Source organism: Acinetobacter sp. YH12144, from assembly GCF_013418345.1.
GTDB lineage: Bacteria > Pseudomonadota > Gammaproteobacteria > Pseudomonadales > Moraxellaceae > Acinetobacter > Acinetobacter amyesii.
In genome coordinates this window covers 1-4,092 of record NZ_VPCD01000047.1, presented here as the reverse complement: position 1 = coordinate 4,092, position 4,092 = coordinate 1, and the positions used below count along the sequence as shown (strand labels likewise).

5 protein-coding genes are annotated in these 4,092 nt (G+C 37.7%); 4 read left to right on the top strand and 1 reads right to left on the bottom strand.

All coding sequences use genetic code 11. The features are described from left to right. The first annotated feature begins 426 nt into the window (after positions 1-426). The 3 genes from repM to FTU79_RS16205 are packed head-to-tail and all read left to right on the top strand — an operon-like array spanning position 427 to position 1,785. A complete protein-coding gene (gene repM, locus FTU79_RS16215; protein ID WP_180051349.1) occupies positions 427-1,365 on the top strand; it encodes a replication initiation protein RepM in 939 nt (312 codons plus the stop codon). Continuing rightward, the gene (locus FTU79_RS16210; RefSeq protein ID WP_180051347.1) at positions 1,362-1,595 is read left to right on the top strand and encodes a hypothetical protein; all 234 of its coding nucleotides are present in this window, start codon (positions 1,362-1,364) and stop codon (positions 1,593-1,595) included. Before repM ends, FTU79_RS16210 begins: the two co-directional genes overlap by 4 nt. A gap of 1 nt (position 1,596) precedes the next feature. Beyond that, the gene (locus tag FTU79_RS16205; protein ID WP_180051345.1) at positions 1,597-1,785 is read left to right on the top strand and encodes a hypothetical protein; all 189 of its coding nucleotides are present in this window, start codon (positions 1,597-1,599) and stop codon (positions 1,783-1,785) included. 8 nt (positions 1,786-1,793) lie between these two features. Here the strand turns inward: FTU79_RS16205 and FTU79_RS16200 are convergent, their stop codons facing one another. Continuing rightward, on the bottom strand, positions 1,794-2,537 hold the full coding sequence (locus tag FTU79_RS16200) for a hypothetical protein (RefSeq protein WP_180051343.1): 744 nt from the start codon (positions 2,535-2,537) through the stop codon (positions 1,794-1,796). Positions 2,538-2,756: 219 nt separating this feature from the next. Here FTU79_RS16200 and FTU79_RS16195 point away from each other — a divergent pair, with 219 nt between their 5' ends. Continuing rightward, positions 2,757-3,737 (top strand): MobA/MobL family protein, encoded by a 981-nt coding sequence (locus tag FTU79_RS16195; RefSeq protein ID WP_180051341.1) that lies wholly within the window; start codon positions 2,757-2,759, stop codon positions 3,735-3,737. Positions 3,738-4,092 lie beyond the last annotated feature (355 nt).

Sequence of the window (4,092 nt, the reverse complement as noted above, 5' to 3'; positions counted from 1 at the left end):
GAGCGCAGCGAGTGTAAAAATTTATGAGCGAAGCGAATTCATAGTTGCTTTTGCTGCATTGGTATCTCAAACAGGAATAGCCAAAAACTGCCCCAAAGCTGTGAGCGATAGCGAACAGCAATAGAGTTTGAGCGAAGCGAAAACATAGGGCAGTTTTCCACAGGTTTTTTTAAGGTTTTGGGCTTTTAATATATTTTAAAGCTTTTAAATGCTTTTAGACACGCTGAAACGCAGGCATAGCAAGCCTTTCAGAGCATATAAAGATACAATTACTCCGTTATAAAGATACAATTACTCCGTTATAAAGATACAATTACTCCGTTATAAAGATACAATTACTCCGCATTTAGCACCATCATAGGAATTGTATCTATTGATACATTGGTGTAATGTGTATCTTTATAAGTATAATTGAACCCTTTTAATATGAAAAACGAGCTTGTTGTGAAAGATAACGCCTTGATTAATGCGAGTTACAACCTTGAAGTAACAGAACAGCGCTTAATCCTTTTAGCGATTATTAATGCTAGGGAAACTGGGCAAGGCATTACATCTGATAGCAAATTAGAAATTCACGCACACGACTACGCTAGTCGTTTTGATGTGAGCAATAGCGGTGCTTATAAAGCGTTGAAAGAAGCCGTAAATAACCTGTTTGATCGTCAATTCTCATTTAAAGAACCTGACAAGCAAGGAAACTTAGGTGTAGTAAGGTCAAGATGGGTAAGCCGTATTAAGTATATTGATGCGACAGCAACCTTAGAAGTTACGTTTGCGCCTGACGTTGTACCATTGATCACAAGGCTTGAGCAGCATTTTACAAGCTACCAACTGAAGCAAGTCGCACAGCTTACAAGCAAGTACGCTATAAGGCTTTATGAAATGCTGATAGCTTGGCGAGCTACAGGTAAAGTACCTGAGATTAAGCTATCAGAATTTAGAAATAGATTAGGCGTAGGCGATAATGAATACACGGCAATGAATAACTTTAAAAGCCGTGTGCTAGAACCAGCAATCAAACAAATCAATGAACACACTGATATAACTGTAAAAGTAGAACAACATAAAAAAGGGCGCACTATTAGCGGCTTTTCATTTAAGTTTAAGCAAAAGCAACAGCCGAAAATTGAAAAACCGAAAGACCTCAAGCGAGATCCAAACACACCTGACTTTTTTATAAAAATGACCGATGCACAACGTCATTTATTTGCTAATAAAATGTCTGAAATGCCCGAAATGTCTAGCTACTCACAGGGCACAGAAAGCTATCAGCAATTTGCTATTCGCATTGCTGACATGCTTTTACAACCTGAAAAGTTTAGAGAGCTTCACCCGATTTTAGAAAAAGCAGGATTTAACCCATGAATGAACTATTAGATACTTTTGACATAGATCGAGAAGTCGAAAAGTTTAATGACGTTATACTCAAACAAAGCAACGGCACAAAAGCAAAAATTCTGATCAGCTATTTGCATTCTATTATTGACGTTGATATCAAGCATTTTGACGATTTTAGTGATCACAAAAGCGTACTCGAAGATATTGAAAGCAAAGTAAACTCTGCTATCAGTCTTCTGAAAACAATCTCAGATTAAAATGACTGAAAAAGAAATAACCAAATTTGAAAAAGAAATTCTGCTCAAACAAAGAATTGAACAGCTAGAAACAGAGCTTAAAGAATTTTCTGACCATCAAAAAAAAGCATATAGCCCGCGGCTTCAAAAAAGCATTGCAGGCTTAGAAAACAGGATTCTGAGAGCAAAAAAACTGCTGTATAACAACTGATTCAACTGTCATCTGCGTTTATCATTTTCAATCTCTTTAGCAACGTTTCTTATTTTCTCTATTATCTCAGAGCGTTTATTTTTAATAGAATTTCTTACATTATTTGCTTTTCTTTCATCGCTATTAGTTGCGTCTGACAAGTAGTTGCAAACAATAAAATCTTCAAGCAAATGATGCAAAATCGACTCTTCAGAATCTTCGGGACCGAATAAATAATTGTCTTTTAAAAATTGGCTATATTTAAGAACGACACCTCCAAGAAAATATTTTCTTCTTTCATTTTCTTTTCTGCGCTTTTGTCCGTCTGTCTGCTGTTCTTGAGTCTTTTTAATCGCTTCTTGCCGTTTTTGACTTTGTGCACGTTCAATTTCAGACTTAGCGATTTTTTCAAGTTTTGCGTATGTCGTCAGTGCTTTTTGACAATTAAAGAACCCATCCCGATCTTTCCAGTCATAGCCCAAAATCTCTTTTTCTAAGTGCGTCAATGGGACTGTCGTTGTCGCTTTATGTTGAATAATTTTGTACAACTCAGCATTTTTTCTATAAACGATTCGTTGACGTTCTACAGTTTTCACTAACGTCAGCAGTTCATCATCAGCATAAATATCATCAATTCCCAGCATTTTAGAGTTGTCTATATCGCAGAGTTTTTGCTGTGCTTTAGTTCGAAAATTTTTATTTCTTGCAGAACGAATCACTCTACCCAACTCAGAATCATCAAATGTTTTTGCAGGCCGTCCACGATTTCCCATACCGCATCCATTACTAGTTCAATTACTGTTATTAATCATACATTGCCACGCTACAAAAATTAAACTAAATTACGTGAGTAATTTATTTAATGTTTTGCTCGTCTACGTGTTTCTAATTCAAATTAATTACTACGCAATCAATTTGAATTAGAAACTCTCCTTCTCGCACTGCCGTGGGCAAAAGCAAAACCGGTATATTCAAAATGGAGTTATCGAAAAATGTACTACTTTGATTATGCGTACACCGGCAAAGGCACAACCAAAATTAAAGCCAAATCCGGAGCAACAAAAGTCAAAAAAGCGGCATCATGCAAAAACCGTTTTCACTACATTACTCGAACTGCTCACTATAAAAATCACAAAGATAACGTGCATGAAAAAGTTGAGTTTGTGAAATCCGGCAACATGCCCAGCTTTGCCGAAAAGCGTCCTGACCTGTTTTGGGAAGCTGCTCATAATTACGAACGAAAGAATGCGCGCACTGCTGCAAGTCAAGTTATCGCATTACCGAAAGAGCTAACTGTTCAGCAACGAATCGAACTTGCAGAAGCATTGATTAAACAATTCACTGATGAGTTTAACTTTCCATATACCGCCGCGATCCACAACCACACAGGAGAGATCGGCGGACAAGATCAGCCGCATCTGCACATTATGTATTGTGAGCGTTCAGTTGATGAGCATAATAGAACTGCTGAACAGTTTTTCAGTCGCTATAACGACAAAGACCCTGCCAACGGTGGTGCCCAAAAGATCACACCAGATGTACGTGGCAAAGGCAAAACTATCATCAATGAAATGCGTGTCGATACAGAAGTTATTATTAATGAGCACCTGGAGAAGTATGCACCGACAAAAATAGTAAAAATAAAGGGCACTGATGTCGAGGTGCCAAGCTCTGTGTCATGCCTACATCACGAAGATTACAATAAGATTCACGGCACAAATTTAAAGCCAGTACCAATAATCCCCAAGTCATTGCTACGCCTTGACCCTAACCTGACGTTTAAAGACAAAGATAAAAATGTTGCATATCAAGCAAAGCTTGCAGAACGTGAGCGAGCGATCAACGAAGTCAATGAACTGCGTGAATACAATAACTTTGAAATGTATCAGCAGTATTACTTTAATGAGTTAAATAATCTTAGAGAGTCTATTTTTAATCAAAATAAAGATTACGACTCACCACCACCATTTTAAAATGCTCTAGAACGTAAAAAAACGGGGTTTTTAGCCCTGTTTGATCTTTCCTGAATAAAATTATAATTGAAATAAAAAATGCTCTTAGAACGCAAATAGTGCGTATTTAGCGAGTGTCTACGAGCGACACAATGAAAATTCGCTTATTCCCCCCTCTGATTACAAGCTCCCTTTCGCACTTAAACGAGATTAGCCGAGCAAAGCGACTGTATGAATTGGCTTCATGACGAGCGCAGCGAGTGTAAAAATTTATGAGCGAAGCGAATTCATAGTTGCTTTTGCTGCATTGGTATCTCAAACAGGAATAGCCAAAAACTGCCCCAAAGCTGTGAGCGATAGCGAACAGCAATAGAGT